Source organism: Amycolatopsis stemonae (assembly GCF_054781455.1).
In genome coordinates this window covers 402,180-416,622 of the sequence record NZ_BAAGUJ010000003.1, presented here as the reverse complement: position 1 = coordinate 416,622, position 14,443 = coordinate 402,180, and the positions used below count along the sequence as shown (strand labels likewise).

Sequence of the window (14,443 nt, the reverse complement as noted above, 5' to 3'; positions counted from 1 at the left end):
CCTGCCTCGGAGACTTTAACCGGATGTGGTGACATGTCGGACGTGGGAGTTGACGAGTCGTTGCTGAAAAGCGTCGCGACGCAGGTCGCGACGGAAGCCGCCGAGCTGGTCCGGGAAGCCTGGGCGGGGATGGCCGCGGGCCGTTCGGTGGCCGTGGGCACCAAGTCCGGGGACACCGACGTGGTGACCGCGGTCGACCACGAGTCCGAGCGGCTCGTGCGCGCCCGGCTCGCGGAGCTGCGCCCGGGCGAGCCGGTGCTGGGCGAGGAGGGCGGCGGCGCGGCGGGCGACGGCGTGACGTGGGTCGTCGACCCGATCGACGGGACGGTCAACTTCCTCTACGGCCTGCCGTGGTTCGCCGTCTCGGTGGCGGCCCAGGTCGCCGGCGAGTCGGTGGCCGGCGCGGTGGTGGAGCCGGCGAGCGGCCGCGTCTGGTCGGCGGCTCGCGGGCAGGGCGCGTTCCTGGACGGCCGCCGGCTGGCGGTGTCGGCCCCCGACCGGCTGGACCTGACGCTCGTCGGGACCGGTTTCGCGTACTCGGCCGAGCGGCGGGTGCGCCAGGCGCGCTTCGGCGCGGAGCTGGTGGGCCGGGTCCGCGACATCCGGCGCAACGGCGCGGCGTCGCTGGACCTGTGCGCGGTGGCCGCGGGCTGGCTGGACGCGTACGTGGAGCACGGGCTGCACCGCTGGGACTGGGCCGCGGGCGCGCTGATCGCGGCGGAGGCGGGCGCTGAGGTCCACCTGCCGGGCTCGGCACCGGAGCTGGGCGCGGACGCGACGTACGCGGCGGCGGCCTCGATCGCGGGCCCGCTGCGCGAGGTCCTGGCGGACTGCGGCGCGGCGGACGTCTGAGCGAGCGCCGGGCAGCCGAAACTGTCGGTGGTTGCCGGTAGCGTGGAAAACGGGGGGCGCCCCTGCGGCGGCCGGTTCTGGTGACGGTCAGCCGGGGTTCGGCTCAGGCGGCGATGATCGGCCGGGCGACGGTTCTAGGCCGGTCAGCGGCCGCCGGTCCGCACGCTTCGGTTCAGCGCGAGGGGCAGCCGTCGGTCAACGCGGGCCGTTCGGCAGGCACCCGGCTCGGCAGGCGCTGCCCGGGAGCCGCCGGTCCGCACGCTCTGGCTCGGTAGGCGAGGGTCGACCGCCGGTCAGCACGGGCCGTTCGGCAGGCACCCGGCTCGGCAGGCGCCGGTCAGCGCGGCCCGTTCACGCGACGGTCAGCAGGCGCCGGTCCGCACGCTCTGGCTCAGCAGGCGAGGGGCAGCCGCCGGTCAACACGGGCGTGCTCAGCAGGCGACGTCGCGGGCCGAGGCCAGCAGCGTCTGGTCGATCACCGGGGCCTTCGCGCCCGCCGACTGCTCGTTCGTGCCGCCGCCCTGGTGGGCCTTCGACCAGTCCGCGAGCTGCGTCAGGATCTGGCGGGCCTCCGGTCGGGGCCGGAGGTCGCCGAAGAGGGTGCCCGTGACCAGGTCGACGCTCCCGTCCTTGCGGTTGTCCTGGACCAGCTCGGCGCACGGCACCACCAGGCTGAGCGTGCGGGCCGCCGTGACGCCGTTCTCGCCGAAGCGGATCTGGCCGCGGCACTTGGCTTCGCGGCCTTCGTAAGCCGGGTCGTTGGCCGGTTCGCCCGCGCCGGAGAAACCCAGCTCCTTCAACGCGGTCGTGGTGATGCCGCCCTGGCCGCGGGTGCTGGAGGCGTTGAGGACCTTGACCGCGACCTTGTCCGGCGGCACCGGCGCGCGGTCGTCGAGGGCGTTGTGGGGGAGCGTGCTGTACGTGACACCCGGCGGCGGGCTCGCGGCCGGGTCGCACTTGACGGCGGCGTCGACGTCACCCTTGCCGACGGCGGCGTTGATCCAGACGACGATCGCGCCGACGGCCAGCACGCCGATCACGATCAGCGCCGGCAGCGGCTTGTGCTTGCGATACGGCCGCGCGCCACGGTCCCCGATGCCGTTCCCCGACGCCACCTGCCCGTCCCTTCCCGAACACCGAACCCGGCCGGTGCGAACCCGGCACCGTCGTGGCCGTCCAGCCTAGGCGCAGCGCCCGGCGCGCACCGTTCCGGGGCACCCCGCGGTTCCCGTTCTTCGCCTGTCGTCGCGGACCCCGCCCGCGACCGATCCCCGTGCGGCGATCGCACCACGGCGGGGTCGGGCGGGGCAAGCGGACACGGGCCGCCGGTGAGGTTCTCCACCCGGGGGCAACCCGAATGGACGACAACGCGTCTTACCTGCGGGTTCCCCCTGTCGGGTGACGATTGCCGGGCAATGTCTGACTCGTTGCAGAACCGTCGCGGGCGTGAGCTACCCTTCCCGGGCTCCGGCCGCAGGAAGAGGCCCATAAAGAAGAGACCTCGGTCACTTCGGCCGTCGGGCACAAACGAGGGCCCTGGAACGTTGACCAGCGGCACGGCGGACTCACGGGCGCACCCGGGGGTCCGGGAAAACGACTACACAAGCTGATCGCAGGGGTGAGGGACAACATGGCTACCGACTACGACGCTCCGCGCCGCAGCGAAGCCGACGAGCTGGCCGAAGACTCGTTGGAGGAGCTCAAGGCCCGGCGGAACGAGAACCAGTCCGGCGTCGTCGACGTCGACGAGGACGCGACCGCCGAGAACTTCGAGCTGCCGGGTGCCGACCTCTCCGGGCTTTCCGGTGAGGACATGACCGTGAAGGTGGTGCCGAAGCAGGCGGACGAGTTCACCTGCTCCGTGTGCTTCCTGGTGCACCACCGCAGCCGGCTGGCCGAGGACAACGGCGGACGCCTGATCTGCCGCGACTGCGCCTGACACACGCAGGGGTTCTCGGACACAGGGGACGAACAGACGCGACGGAGAGCCTCTCGGGCAATGAGGGGTGAGGCTCGAAGCGCGCTGGGGACAAGGGGGCCGGCCGGCAGGCCGGCCCCCTTCCACATGTCCGGGACTAGCCGTTCTTGAGCAGCTCCGCGACCTTTTCCGGGTGGCGCGTGCTGAACAGCCAGTACGGCGTCGGGTCGGCCGGGTCGGTGAGCCGGACCCGCACGACGGGGCCGACCCAGCCGCGGTGCAGGACGAACGCGGCGGGGTCGCCGTCGCGGCCCAGCGCCTTGCGCTTGGCTTCCTTGTCGAAGATCTCCACCTCGCCCGCGAACCGCAGCGGCAGGTGCGCGTCGCCGACCCACAGCTCCGGCTCGGCACCCCCGGTGACCCGGACCTTCGACCGGCCCAGCGACAGCATCAGCGCCACGACGACCGGCAGCGCGATCACGTACGGCAGCCACGCCCGGACGCCCGGGTAGCCGAGGTCGACCTCGGCCGCGAGCAGGATCGCGCCCAGCACCGGCAGCGGCCAGCCCCACCACGGGACGTACAGCCGTTCGGAGTGCCGGACCGCGGCACTCGCGGCCGTCTTCGCAGATTCACCCACGGGTAGAGAGTAATCTCGCCGCCCGTGTCCAGCGTTCAGGTACTCCTCTCCCGGCTCGACCCGGATGTCCCGCCGCCCGCCTACGCCCGGCCGGGCGACGCGGGCGCCGATCTCGTCACGACCTCGGATATCGTGCTGAAACCCGGGGAACGCGGCGTCGTCGGTACCGGCGTCGCGATCGCGCTCCCGCCCGGGTACGCCGGGTTCGTCCACCCGCGGTCGGGCCTCGCCGCCCGGGTCGGCCTGTCGGTGGTGAACACCCCGGGCACGATCGACGCGGGCTACCGCGGGGAGATCAAGGTCTGCCTGATCAACCACGATCCGGTGCACCCGGTGAAGCTCGCGCGCGGCGACCGCATCGCCCAGCTGGTCGTGCAGCGGGTCGAACACGCCGAGTTCGTCGAGGTCGACGCGCTCGACGACACCGAACGGGGTGCCGGCGGCTACGGATCCACCGGCGGACACGCCACACTGGGAGCGGACGCGACTGCCGCGGCTGGGGAAGGAACGGAGAAGTAGTGGGGATTTTCGGACGCAAGCGGCGGACCGAGGGCGGGTCCGCCGGACGGCACGCCGCGCCCGAGGCCGACGACACGATCGAGGACGAGCCGTACGAGGACGAGGAGGCGGAGCTGTCGGACGTCTCCGACGGCCCGTTCGACGTCGCGGACTTCGACGACGACGGCGTCCCGCGGATCGACCTCGGCTCGGTCAAGGTGCCGGTGCCCGACGGGTCCCAGGTGCAGGTCGAGATGGACCCGGAGACCGGGGGCGTGCGTGCCGTGCACGTCGTCACCGAGCAGGGTCAGATCACCGTCAGCGCCTACGCCGCGCCGCGCTCGGGCGGCCTGTGGCGCGAGGTGAGCACGGAGCTCGCCGAGCAGCTGCGCGCCGACGGCGCCAAGGTCAACATCGGCCGCGGCAAGTGGGGCCTGGAGATCTCGGCCATCGTCGGCGACGTCGCGCTGCGGTTCGTCGGCGTCGACCGGCCGCGCTGGATGCTGCGCGGCGTGATCGCCGGGCCGCAGTCCGAGGCCGCCGGCGCGGTCGAGGTGCTGCGGGAGATCGTGCGGCGCACGATCGTCGACCGCGGCGACGCGCCGATGCCGGTCCGCACCCCGCTCACCATCACGCTGCCCGAAGCGGTCGCCGAGCACATCGCGGCCCAGCAGCAGCAGGGCTGACGCGACGCCCCTGGAGGGGCACCTTGATGGCTTTTAGGGCCGTGAAGGTGCCCCTCAGGGCGTCGTAAGGGCTTTCAGGAAAGCGAGGACGGTCGCCCGGCCGAGGGACTCGCGGTCGGCGCCCAGCGCCGTGAGCGTCGTTTCGCCGAGGGCGGCCCGGGGGAGTGCGTTCGCCCACTCCGATGCGACTTTCGTCGGGTGTACCGGGTCGTCGGTGCAGGTCCCGATCCCGGCCGGGACGGCAAGGCGCGCGAGGTCGTCCAGCGTCGGGGACGGGCGGCTCGCGGCGACGCGCAGGCCGGCCGCGAGCCCGTCGCCGTGGCGGCGCCACGCCCGGTCGAGCTCCGCGCGCAGCCAGTCCGGGCTGCCCGCGGTCTGGGCCAGCGCGGCGCCGACCCCGGATTCGGCCACCAGATCGGCGGACAGCGTCGCGGCCAGCGATGCGGGTGCCGGGCCCGGACGGCCGTTCCAGGCCGGGAGCGCGGCCAGCAGGCCCCCGCAACGGCCCGGATTGGCCACAGCCCACTCGGCGGCGAGGTGGGCGCCGAACGAAATGCCGCCTACGAGCAGTTCGCCGTGTTCGTCCGCGAGCGCGTCGAGGGTGGCGAGGTAGCCGTCCGCCAGCGCCGCGCCCGGGGGCGGCGGGGGCGCGATGAGCGGGACACCGATCGCGCGCAGGGGGCCGGCGAACACGGCCCGGACGAACACCTCGTCGGAGCCGGTGCCGGGCAGCAGCACCGCGGCGGGAACTTCGATTGCGGACGTCACGTTGCGATCTTTGCGCAAAGGCGTTTCCCTGGCGGGGACCGCAGTACGCTGGAATCGCACGGGCCGCAAGCAGTTTGTCGGGGCCCCGGAGCACAGGAGCACCTATGTCCGCCAAAGACGGCGGCTACTTCAGCCGGCTGGTACGCAAGCTGACCAGCGACGTCGAGGAACTCGACGCCGACGAGATGTCCATGAGGTCCGGCGCCGAAGGGGCGCAGCGGGCTTGTGACTGCCGTTCCGGCGAAGAGGTCACCGTGATGGGGAGACTCCGCAGCGTGGAGCTCTGCCCGACGAACGAGGCCGCCACCCTGGAGGCGGAGCTGTTCGACGGGACACAGGGAGTGACGCTAATCTGGCTCGGCCGCCGCCGGATCCCGGGCATCGAGCCTGGCCGGACGATCAAGGTGCGTGGTCGGATGGCCGAGCGTGACGGCCAGAAGGTGCTGTACAACCCCTATTACGAGCTCCAGAGCCCAGTGAGTTGATCACCCATCGTGACTGAACCCGCCCCGAGCGAGAAGAAGACCGACGGCGAAGAGCCGCAGCCGACCCTGCTCGAGCAGATGGGCGGCGTGTCCGGCCTGATCTACTCTTCGCTGCCGGTGATCGTGTTCGTGCTGGCCAACTCGTTCTTCGGGTTGACCGCGGCCATCTGGACGTCGGTCGGCAGCGCGGTGGCGATCACCGTGCTGCGGCTGGTCCGCAAGGAGCCGCTGCAGCCGGCGATCTCCGGCTTCTTCGGCGTCGCGATCGCGGCGTTCATCGCCTACCGGACGGGCTCGGCGAAGGGGTTCTTCCTCTTCGGGATCTACGCCAGCCTGGTCTACTGCGGCATCTTCGTGCTGTCGGTGGTGGTGCGCTGGCCGATCGCGGGCGTCGTCTGGAACATGCTGAACGGCACCGGCCAGGCGTGGCGCAAGGACAAGCCGTCCCGCTACGGCTACGACATCGCGACGCTGGCGCTGGCCCTGGTGTTCGCCGCCCGGTTCGTCGTGCAGCGGTGGCTCTACCAGGAGGACTACACCGGCTGGCTGGCCTTCGCGAAGATCGCCATGGGCTACCCGCTCTACGCGCTGGGCCTGCTGGTGGTGGTCTGGGCGGTGCGCCGGTCGGACAAGCGCCTCAAGGCCCAGGAAGAGGACACGCCGAAGCCGGAGACCGATGCCGAGGTCGAAGCCCGGCTGCGCGAGAAGTACGCCCAGGCGCCCGAAGCCTGACCCCGCGCGCCGGCCGTGTCGGCTCCCCAATCACGCGTGATGCCCTTCCAATCACGCGTGATGCCTCCCGGATCACGTGAGATGCGCGCCTGAGCACGTGAGATGCGCGCCTGAGCACGCGAGTCCCGTCCCCGACCCCGCGCCCGGTCTCGCCGGTCGGCTGCGGCGCATCCTTGCGAAGCGTGACAACCCGCGCGCGTGGGGGGACCCCCGGATTTCACGTTACCGGCGAGCACCGACAGTTTTCGGACCCACAGGAAAGGCCCCCCGGCACGCTCGCCGGGGGCCTTCCTCGGGGAACTCAGTAGCCGAGCGCGGTCCGGATCTCCGGCTCGACGTCCGCCGTGGCCACGAACAGCAGCTCGTCGCCCGGCTCCAGCGGGTCCTCCGGCTGCGGCACGATCACCCGGTCGCCACGGAGGATCGTCACCAGCGCGGCGTCGCGCGGCAGGGTCAGCTCGCTCACCGGCTTCCCGGCCAGCGGGGTCTCCTCCGGCAGCGTCAGCTCGACGAGGTTCGCGTTGCTCTGCCGGAACGTCATCAGCCGCACCAGGTCGCCGACGCTGACCGCCTCCTCGACCATCGCCGCCAGCATCCGGGGGGTCGAGACCGCCACGTCGACGCCCCAGGCGTCGGTGAACAGCCACTCGTTGGCCGGGTTGTTCACCCGGGCCACGACGCGCCGCACCGCGAACTCCGTCTTCGCCAGCAGCGAGACGACCAGGTTGGCCTTGTCGTCGCCGGTGGCGGCGATCACGACGTCGCACTGCTCGATCCCGGACTCCTCCAGGATCGACACCTCGCAGGCGTCGCCGAGCACCCAGTCGGCCTGCTCGACGGTGTGCGGCTCGAACTGGTCGGCCTCCCGCTCGATGAGCATCACCTGGTGCCTGCCGTCGATCAGCTCGTTGGCGATGGAGCGCCCCACCGCGCCCGCGCCGGCAATGGCGACCCTCATGCCTCGTCCTCCGGTTCGCGGTGAGCCACGCTCGTCACGTCGCTGACGGTGCCCGAGCGCGCGGCGACCCACACGTCGTCGCCGTCCTGCACGACGGTCTTGTTGTCCGGCAGCACCGGGGTGCCGAAGCGCATGATGAACGCCACCCGCGCGCCGGAGGCCTCCTGCAGGGACTTCACCGAGTGCCCGACCCAGCCCTCGTGCAGCGGCAGCTGCAGCAGCGCGACGTTGCCCGACGGGTCCCGCCACGCCGACGCCACACCGTCCGGCAGCAGCGTCCGCAGGAACCGGTCGGTGGTCCACGGCACGGTCGCCACGGTCGGGATGCCCAGCCGCTCGTACACGGCCGCGCGCTTGTGGTCGTAGATGCGCGCGACGACGTGCTCGATGCCGAAGTTCTCCCGCGCGACGCGCGCGGAGATGATGTTCGAGTTGTCGCCGCTGGACACCGCGGCGAACGCGCCGGCCCGCTCGATGCCCGCTTCGATCAGCACCTGGCGGTCGAACCCGACGCCGACGACCTGCTGGCCGTGGAAGTCGCTGCCCAGCCGGCGGAAGGCCTGCTGGTTCTTGTCGATGACGGCCACCTCGTGGCCGAGCCGCTCCAGCGCAGCGGCCAGGGACGCGCCGACCCGGCCGCATCCCATGATCACCACGTGCACGCCCTGCCTCCTCGTTCGGCGGTTACCCGTCCGTTGCTACCCCGACATGCCAGCGCCGAACCTACCGTGTGCCCGGAACGTTAGGCTTCCGTGGTGTCGAAGTTCCCGACCGTGCTGAAACGCCTGGTCCTCGGACGTCCGTTCCGCAGTGACCGGCTGTCCCACACGCTGCTGCCCAAGCGCATCGCGCTGCCGATCTTCGCGTCCGACGCGCTCTCGAGCGTGGCGTACGCGCCGGAAGAGATCTTCCTGACGCTGAGCGTGGCGGGCCTGTCCGCCTACGCCCTGGCGCCGTGGATCGGCATCATGGTCGCCGTCGTCATGCTGGTCGTCGTCGCGTCCTACCGGCAGAACGTCCACGCCTACCCGAGCGGCGGCGGCGACTACGAGGTCGCCACCACCAACCTGGGCGGGAAGTTCGGGCTGACCGTGGCGAGCGCGCTGCTCGTCGACTACGTGCTGACCGTCGCGGTGTCCACTTCGTCCGGTGTGGCCAACATCGGGTCCGCCGTGCCGTGGGTGGCCCAGCACAAGGTGCTGGCCTCGGTCGTCATCGTCGTCGTGCTGACGTCGCTGAACCTGCGCGGCATCCGGGAGTCGGGGAAGGCCTTCGCGATCCCGACTTACGGGTTCATCCTGGGCATTCTGGTCATGGTCGTGTGGGGCCTGGTGCAGGCGGCGACCGGCACCGAGATGAAGGCCGAGAGCGCCGGGTTCACGCTGAACGCCGAGGGGACCTTCGCAGGCGTCGCGTACGCGTTCCTGGTGCTGCGGGCGTTCTCCTCCGGCGCCGCCGCGCTGACCGGGGTCGAGGCGATCAGCAACGGCGTCCCGGCGTTCCAGAAGCCGAAGTCCAAGAACGCGGCCACCACGCTGCTGATGATGGGCCTGCTCGCGGTCACGATGCTGGTCGGCATCATCACCCTGGCCTCGATCACCGACGTCAAGTTCGCCGAGGACCCGGCACGGCAGCTCGCCGGCGCGCCCGCGGGCTACGAGCAGAAGACGATCGTCGCGCAGATCGCGCACGCGGTGTTCGCCGACTTCCCGCCGGCGTTCTACTACATCTCCTTCTCCACCGGCATCATCCTGCTGCTGGCCGCGAACACCGCGTTCAACGGCTTCCCGGTGCTGGGCTCGATCCTCGCGCAGGACCGCTACCTGCCGCGGCAGCTGCACACCCGCGGCGACCGGCTCGCGTTCTCCAACGGGATCCTGTTCCTGGCGGCGTTCGCGCTGGTCCTGATCATCGCGTTCGACGCCGAGGTCACCCGGCTCATCCAGCTCTACATCGTGGGCGTGTTCGTGTCGTTCACGGTCAGCCAGGCCGGCATGATCCGGCACTGGAACCGGTTGCTGGCCAAGGAAACCGACCCGGCCGTGCGGCGGCGGATGCGGCGCTCCCAGACCGTCAACGCGGTCGGCCTCACCTGCACCGGCGTCGTGCTGGTGATCGTGCTCATCACCAAGTTCCTGCTCGGGGCGTGGATCGCGATCGCGGCGATGGTGGCGATCTTCGCGCTGATGACGGCGATCCGGAAGCACTACGACCGCGTCGCCGACGAGCTGAAGGAGCTCGGCGACACCCCGACCGTGCTGCCTTCGCGCAACCACGCGATCGTCCTGGTGTCCAAACTGCACCGGCCGACGCTGCGGGCGCTGGCCTACGCCAAGGCGATGCGCCCGGACGTCCTCGAAGCCGTCACGGTCAATGTGGACGACGCGGACACGCGCCGGCTCACCGCCGAGTGGGACGCGCACAACTTCAAGGTGCCGCTGAAGGTCGTCGAGTCGCCCTACCGCGAGATCACGAAGCCGGTCCTCGACTACGTGAAGCGCGTGCGCGGCGACAACCCGCGCAACGTGGTCACGGTGTTCATCCCGGAGTACGTCGTCGGGCACTGGTGGGAGCAGGTGCTGCACAACCAGAGCGCGCTGCGGCTCAAGGGCCGGCTGCTGTTCCAGTCCGGCGTGATCGTGGCGAGCGTGCCGTGGCAGCTGCAGTCGTCGGCGAAGGCGGCCGCGCGCGTCCGGAACGAACGGCCGGCCGCCGGCGACGTCCGGCGCGGGTTCTCGCCCAACGGGAAGCCGGCCGGCGCCCCCGCGCCGAAGCCCAAGGAGCCCGCCGAATGACGAGCTGGCTGGGCCGGGTCCTGGAGGTCGAGGTCGGGCCGGTGGCCCACGGCGGGCACTGCGTGGCGCGCGCCGACGGCCGCGTCGTGTTCGTCCGGCACGCGCTGCCGGGCGAGCAGGTCCGCGTCGAGGTCACCGAGGACAACGGCGGCTCGTTCTGCCGCGGCGACGCCGTCGAGGTGCTCTCGCCGTCCGAGCACCGGGTCACGCCGCCGTGCCCGCTCGCGGTGCCGGGCGGGTGCGGGGGCTGCGACTGGCAGCACGCTTCGCCTGCGTACCAACGCGACTTGAAGGCGTCGGTCGTGGCGGAACAGCTCCAGCGGCTGGCCGGAATCGAGCGCGAAGTCGTCGTGGAGGCCCTCGACGGCGGTCCGCTGGACTGGCGCAGCCGCGTCCGGCTCGTCGCCGACCGCGAAGGGCGCGCGGGTCTGCGCGCCCACCACAGCCACCGGGTCGTGCCGCTGGACGACTGCCCGATCGCGGTCCCGGGCGAGCTCGACGACGTCCTGGCGCGGCGCTGGCGGCCGGGCAGCGAGCTGGAGGTCACCAGCGACGGCGACGGCCGCACCCACGTCCGCGAGCTGGCGACGGTGCGGGGCAAGGTCCGCGCCAAGCAGCTGTCCGGCGGGGTCGCGGTCCAGCACGCGGCAGGGCGCGACTGGCGCCTCGACGCGCACGGCTTCTGGCAGGTCCACCCGGCGGCGGCCTCGACGTTCGCCAAGGTCGTGGGGGAGTGGGCGGAGGCGCCGGCGGGCGGCTCGGCCTGGGACCTTTACGCCGGGGTCGGGCTGTTCGCGTCGGTGCTGGCCGGCCAGGTCGGCTCGTCGGGCCGGGTGCTGGCGATCGAGTCCGGCCGGCGCGCGGTCGCCGACGGCGAACGCAACCTGGCGGACCTGCCGCAGGTGTCCTGGCGGGCCGGGCGGGTGGAGCACGTGCTGGCGTCGGCGGAGAAGCCGGTCGACGTGGTGGTGCTGGACCCGCCCCGCAAGGGCGCCGGCCGGCCGGTGGTTGAGTCGATCGTGGCGGGCTCGCCGGACCGGATCGTGTACGTCGCGTGCGATCCGGCCGCGCTGGCCCGGGACGTGGCGATCTTCGCGTCGCACGGGTACTCGCTGACGGATCTGCGGGCGTTCGACGCCTTCCCGATGACCCACCACGTGGAGTGCGTGGCGCTGCTGTCGTGAGTTTTTTGTCGGTGGTGGCCGTCACACTGTCCCGGTGACTGCACTCGACGACTTCGATCTCGCGGCCTCGACGGTGACCTCCCTGGTCAGGTCGGTCGCTCCTGACCACTGGGCGCTGCCGACGGCGTGCGCCGACTGGGACGTGCGCGCGGTGGTCAACCACCTGGCGCACGGAAACGCCAAGGTGGCGTTCTGGGCGGGCTCGGGCCCACCCGCCCCGGACGGCGACTACCTGGGCGCCTCCCCGGCGGCGGCCTTCACGGCTTCGGTGGCGGCGGCGCGTTCGGTGCTGGCCGCCCCGGACCTGTTTTCCCGCACGGTGACCACCCCGCTGGGCGAGGTGCCGGGGGTGTTCCTGGTCCACATGCGCGTGAACGAATACGTGGTCCACGGCTGGGACGTCGCGGACGCCACGGGCGCGCCGACGGACCTGCTGCCGGAGCTGGCGACGCAGGCGTTGGAGCAGTGGCGCTCCCGGTTCGGTTCGACACCCCGGGCTCCGGGCGGTCCGTTCGGGCCGGAGCTGGAGGCACCCGAAGACGCGACGGCGGCGGACCGGCTGGCGGCGTTCTTGGGCCGGAAGGCGGTGAGCGGCTGGCGGGGGTGAACGGTGGAGCGTGATTCTGGCTGCGGCTGACGGGGGTGAAACGGCGGAGCGTGATCCTGGCTGCGGCTGACGGGGGTGAAACGGCGGAGCGTGATCCTGGCTGCGGCTGGCGGCTGTAGTCCCCTCGAGGCGGCCGTCTCCGGTGCTGCGCGCCCGCGTCAGCCTGCCCGGCGGACCGCGAACGCCGCCGCCAGACCGGTCGCCGTCATCGCGAGCCCCGATGCCAGCAGTACCCACGAGCCCGCTCCCGGCACGATGCGGGCCGCCGGCTGGAGGCGGGTCACTCCGGGGAGCGTCACCACCAGGTGCCGCAGGACCACGCCCGTCACCACCAGGCCCGGCAGGCTCGCCATCGCCAGGGGCTCGTCCTGGCGGCGGGCGAACGTCAGGTACGCCAGCGTGGCCGCGATCAGGACCGCCGCCGCGCAGACCAGGCGCAGGCCGAGGTCCAGCTCGGGGTCCGGGGTGCCCGGCGGGAGGATGCCGGGGTAGTCCGCGGTCCGCAGGGTCAGCCCGGCGATCACGCCGACGCCGGCCAGGCCCACCAGCACGGCGCGCGGTCCCCGGAACCCCCGTCGCTGCTCCACTCCGGCCTCCCTGCGTCGCGCTCGACGTCGCCGTGGACGCAGCATAGGACGCCGGAAACGGCTTTCCGACCACGTTTCCGGCGCTGGGCCGTTCGGCGGATCCCGATCGGGCGACTCAGCCGGCGAACCAGCGCTGCGGTGCCGGGCGCAGGTTCTGGTAGATGTGCTTCGTCTCGGTGTACTCGGCCAGCCCGGTCGGGCCCAGCTCGCGGCCGAACCCGGACTGCTTGTAGCCGCCCCACTCCGCCTGGGGCAGGTACGGGTGGAAGTCGTTGATCCACACCGTGCCGTGGCGCAGCCGCCCCGCCACCCGTTGCGCGCGCCCGGCGTCCTGCGTGAACACCGCGCCCGCGAGGCCGTAGTGCGTGTCGTTCGCGATGCGGACCGCGTCGTCCTCGTCGGTGAACGTCTCGACCGTCAGCACCGGCCCGAACGACTCCTCGACGACCGCCGACGAGCCCTGTTTCACCTGGTCCAGGATGGTCGGCAGGTAGTAGAAGCCGTCGGCCAGCGCAGGGTCGCCGGGCCGGCGGCCACCGGTCCGCAGCACCGCGCCCTCGGCCAGCGACGCCGCCACGTACGCCTCGATCTTCGCCCGGTGCGCCGCCGAGATCAGCGGCCCGGTTTCGGCGTCCGGGTCGAACGGCCCGCCCAGCCGGATCCGCTCGGCGCGCCGCACCAGCTCGGCGACGAAGTCGTCGTGCCACTCCCGCTGCACGATCAGCCGCGCGCCCGCCGAGCACACCTGGCCGGAGTGCAGGAACACCGCGGTCAGCGCGTAGTCGACGGCCGTCTCGAAGTCGGCGTCGGCGAACACCACGTTCGGGTTCTTCCCGCCCAGCTCGAGGGCCACTTTCTTGACCGTCGCGGCCGCCGCGGCGGCGATCGCGCGACCGGTGGCCAGCCCGCCCGTGAACGACACGAGGTCGACGTCCGGGTGTGCCGCCAGCGGCGCGCCCACCTCGGCGCCCGCGCCGAGCACGAGGTTCGCTACCCCGGGCGGCAGGCCCGCCTCGGTGAGCAGCTTCAGGAACAGGATCGACGTGTGCGGGGTCAGCTCGCTGGGCTTGAGCACGAACGTGTTGCCCGCGGCCAGCGCCGGCGCGATCTTCCACACCGTCTGCAGCAGCGGGTAGTTCCACGGCGTGATCAGCCCGCAGACCCCGACCGGCTCGTGCACGATCCGGCTGAACGCGTCCGGGTTGCCGGTGTCGACGACGCGGCCCGCGTCGTTCGCCGCGAGCTTGCCGAAGTAGCGCAGGCAGGCGGCGATGTCGGCCATGTCGTAGCGGCTTTCGACCAGGCGCTTGCCGGTGTCGAGCGACTCGGCCCGGGCGAACGCCTCCGCGTCGCGGTCCAGCAGGTCCGCGGTGCGCAGCAGCAGGTCGCCGCGCAGGTGCGCGGGCGTGCCGGGCCACGGTCCGCTGTCGAACGCCCGGCGCGCCGCCGCGATGGCGGCTTCGGTGTCCTTCGCGGTGCCCTCGGCGACCGTCGCGACCAGGGAACCGTCGGCCGGGCAGCGGATCTCCCGGCGGCCGCCGCCGATCGCGTCCACCCACTCGCCGCCGATGAAGAAGTCCGCCATGTGCCCCATTCTCGTGGCCACGCCGCGTGACCGCCACAGCACCGCGGGGAGACGAGGTTCACCTCAGGAGATGACGGGCCATCGCGCTCCGCCTGTGACGCCGGACGCGGCGGGCGGAAGGCCGGTCGCCGTGCTCCGTAGACTGGGC

At 72.4% G+C, this 14,443-nt stretch carries 16 protein-coding genes; 9 read left to right on the top strand and 7 right to left on the bottom strand.

Annotated features, from left to right (window positions below; all coding sequences use genetic code 11):
- Nucleotides 1-33: 33 nt before the first annotated feature.
- On the top strand, nucleotides 34-852 hold the full coding sequence (locus ACYVLJ_RS13775; protein WP_451973443.1) for an inositol monophosphatase family protein: 819 nt from the start codon (nucleotides 34-36) through the stop codon (nucleotides 850-852).
- Nucleotides 853-1,283: 431 nt separating this feature from the next.
- On the opposite strand, the gene cei is transcribed toward ACYVLJ_RS13775, so the two are convergent.
- The gene (gene cei / locus ACYVLJ_RS13770) at nucleotides 1,284-1,967 is read right to left on the bottom strand and encodes a LytR C-terminal domain-containing protein (RefSeq protein WP_460438892.1); all 684 of its coding nucleotides are present in this window, start codon (nucleotides 1,965-1,967) and stop codon (nucleotides 1,284-1,286) included.
- A gap of 515 nt (nucleotides 1,968-2,482) precedes the next feature.
- On the opposite strand from cei, the gene ACYVLJ_RS13765 reads away from it, so the two are divergent.
- Nucleotides 2,483-2,791 carry a DUF4193 domain-containing protein gene (locus tag ACYVLJ_RS13765; protein ID WP_013224476.1) on the top strand — a complete coding sequence of 103 codons (309 nt, stop codon included), beginning with the start codon at nucleotides 2,483-2,485 and terminating at the stop codon, nucleotides 2,789-2,791.
- A 136-nt stretch (nucleotides 2,792-2,927) separates the two neighbouring features.
- Here ACYVLJ_RS13765 and ACYVLJ_RS13760 read toward each other — a convergent pair whose 3' ends face one another.
- On the bottom strand, nucleotides 2,928-3,410 hold the full coding sequence (locus ACYVLJ_RS13760) for a DUF3093 domain-containing protein (RefSeq protein WP_451973439.1): 483 nt from the start codon (nucleotides 3,408-3,410) through the stop codon (nucleotides 2,928-2,930).
- Nucleotides 3,411-3,434: 24 nt separating this feature from the next.
- Here ACYVLJ_RS13760 and dut point away from each other — a divergent pair, with 24 nt between their 5' ends.
- Entirely contained in the window at nucleotides 3,435-3,929 is a 495-nt protein-coding gene (gene dut, locus ACYVLJ_RS13755; protein WP_451973438.1) for a dUTP diphosphatase, read from the top strand.
- Nucleotides 3,929-4,594 carry a DUF3710 domain-containing protein gene (locus tag ACYVLJ_RS13750; protein WP_451973436.1) on the top strand — a complete coding sequence of 222 codons (666 nt, stop codon included), beginning with the start codon at nucleotides 3,929-3,931 and terminating at the stop codon, nucleotides 4,592-4,594. Before dut ends, ACYVLJ_RS13750 begins: the two co-directional genes overlap by 1 nt.
- A gap of 54 nt (nucleotides 4,595-4,648) precedes the next feature.
- On the opposite strand, the gene ACYVLJ_RS13745 is transcribed toward ACYVLJ_RS13750, so the two are convergent.
- Nucleotides 4,649-5,332 (bottom strand): alpha/beta fold hydrolase, encoded by a 684-nt coding sequence (locus ACYVLJ_RS13745; protein ID WP_460439133.1) that lies wholly within the window; start codon nucleotides 5,330-5,332, stop codon nucleotides 4,649-4,651.
- A gap of 134 nt (nucleotides 5,333-5,466) precedes the next feature.
- Between ACYVLJ_RS13745 and ACYVLJ_RS13740 the strand changes: the two genes are divergently transcribed.
- On the top strand, nucleotides 5,467-5,847 hold the full coding sequence (locus ACYVLJ_RS13740; RefSeq protein ID WP_013224481.1) for an OB-fold nucleic acid binding domain-containing protein: 381 nt from the start codon (nucleotides 5,467-5,469) through the stop codon (nucleotides 5,845-5,847).
- Between the two features lie 9 nt (nucleotides 5,848-5,856).
- On the top strand, nucleotides 5,857-6,579 hold the full coding sequence (locus tag ACYVLJ_RS13735) for a DUF3159 domain-containing protein (RefSeq protein ID WP_451973435.1): 723 nt from the start codon (nucleotides 5,857-5,859) through the stop codon (nucleotides 6,577-6,579).
- 301 nt (nucleotides 6,580-6,880) lie between these two features.
- Here the strand turns inward: ACYVLJ_RS13735 and ACYVLJ_RS13730 are convergent, their stop codons facing one another.
- Nucleotides 6,881-7,537 (bottom strand): potassium channel family protein, encoded by a 657-nt coding sequence (locus ACYVLJ_RS13730; protein ID WP_451973433.1) that lies wholly within the window; start codon nucleotides 7,535-7,537, stop codon nucleotides 6,881-6,883.
- Nucleotides 7,534-8,199: a potassium channel family protein gene (locus tag ACYVLJ_RS13725; RefSeq protein WP_451973431.1), complete on the bottom strand. Its 666-nt coding sequence runs from the start codon at nucleotides 8,197-8,199 to the stop codon at nucleotides 7,534-7,536. Before ACYVLJ_RS13725 ends, ACYVLJ_RS13730 begins: the two co-directional genes overlap by 4 nt.
- Before the next feature lie 93 nt (nucleotides 8,200-8,292).
- Here ACYVLJ_RS13725 and ACYVLJ_RS13720 point away from each other — a divergent pair, with 93 nt between their 5' ends.
- From ACYVLJ_RS13720 to ACYVLJ_RS13710, 3 genes are read left to right on the top strand one after another with little or no spacing between them, the layout of a single operon-like run.
- Complete coding sequence (locus ACYVLJ_RS13720) at nucleotides 8,293-10,332, top strand: APC family permease (protein WP_451973429.1); 2,040 nt, start codon at nucleotides 8,293-8,295, stop codon at nucleotides 10,330-10,332.
- Entirely contained in the window at nucleotides 10,329-11,516 is a 1,188-nt protein-coding gene (locus tag ACYVLJ_RS13715) for a class I SAM-dependent RNA methyltransferase (protein WP_460438891.1), read from the top strand. The genes ACYVLJ_RS13720 and ACYVLJ_RS13715 overlap by 4 nt, the downstream gene beginning before the upstream one ends.
- Nucleotides 11,517-11,550: 34 nt before the next feature.
- Entirely contained in the window at nucleotides 11,551-12,123 is a 573-nt protein-coding gene (locus ACYVLJ_RS13710) for a DinB family protein (RefSeq protein WP_460438890.1), read from the top strand.
- Between the two features lie 158 nt (nucleotides 12,124-12,281).
- Here ACYVLJ_RS13710 and ACYVLJ_RS13705 read toward each other — a convergent pair whose 3' ends face one another.
- Nucleotides 12,282-12,710, bottom strand: a complete 429-nt coding sequence (locus ACYVLJ_RS13705) for a hypothetical protein (RefSeq protein WP_451973423.1) — start codon at nucleotides 12,708-12,710, stop codon at nucleotides 12,282-12,284.
- A 115-nt stretch (nucleotides 12,711-12,825) separates the two neighbouring features.
- The gene (locus tag ACYVLJ_RS13700) at nucleotides 12,826-14,295 is read right to left on the bottom strand and encodes an aldehyde dehydrogenase family protein (RefSeq protein WP_460438889.1); all 1,470 of its coding nucleotides are present in this window, start codon (nucleotides 14,293-14,295) and stop codon (nucleotides 12,826-12,828) included.
- Between the last annotated feature and the right edge of the window lie 148 nt (nucleotides 14,296-14,443).